The sequence below is a fragment of the Fodinicola feengrottensis genome, from assembly GCF_039530045.1.
GTDB lineage: Bacteria > Actinomycetota > Actinomycetes > Mycobacteriales > HKI-0501 > Fodinicola > Fodinicola feengrottensis.
Genome location: NZ_BAAANY010000061.1, coordinates 1 through 741 on the forward strand (window position 1 = coordinate 1; position 741 = coordinate 741).

The following is a 741-nucleotide window of genomic DNA, read 5'->3' on the forward strand; positions in this document are numbered from 1 at the left end:
GTCACGTCTGGTCGTCTGACGCTCGGTGACACCGTCACGTGGCAAGCCAGGCATTTTGGCCTGCCGTGGCGGATGACCTCCCGGATCAGCGCCTTGACGCCACCGGGATACTTCGTCGACGAGCAGGTCCGGGGACCGTTCAAGCGCTGGCACCACGCCCACCACTTCGAGCCGGACAAGCAAGGCGGCACCTTGATGCGCGACGTGGTCGACTTCGCTGCTCCGCTCGGCCTCCTGGGAGCCGTCGCCGAACGGGCGGCACTCAATTGGTACATGCCCCGGCTGATCAACATCCGGAACAACCATGTCAAGAAAATCGCTGAAACCACCCGCTGAGCGACTGAACGCTTTCGGCTCAGCTAAACACAATCGTCAGCCAAGATTTCTCACCAGGACACACAGGCCATGCCGAGCCCGGCCGCGCTGACCTCCAGCTCCGTTGACGTTGAACCTGAAACCGATCCGGGAGCCGACCTCCGCAGGGGCTCGGCTCGAACAGTCGACACATACCAGACCCACCGCGCCCATCGCTCGCGATGACTTTGCCGTGGCGTTTACCTCCGCGGGTCACAACGGATGTAACAAAACCGCTGTCCGGCGTGGTGTGCCGGGTATGCGTACGGACCGGATCCCCGGTGGTCATCAGCCGATCCCGAGGACGGCCTTGGCGGTGGTCCAGTTCGTCAGCATCGTCTGCTGCGCGGCCGCGAGGGTGACCTGTCGCGCGCAGACTGCTTTCTT

Annotated in this window: 1 protein-coding gene; it reads left to right on the forward strand. The window is 63.6% G+C overall.

The window, feature by feature from the left end; translation table 11 throughout:
- The coding region (locus ABD301_RS42130) for an SRPBCC family protein (RefSeq protein WP_344315602.1) at positions 1-336 on the forward strand (336 nt) is incomplete at its 5' end.
- Between the last annotated feature and the right edge of the window lie 405 nt (positions 337-741).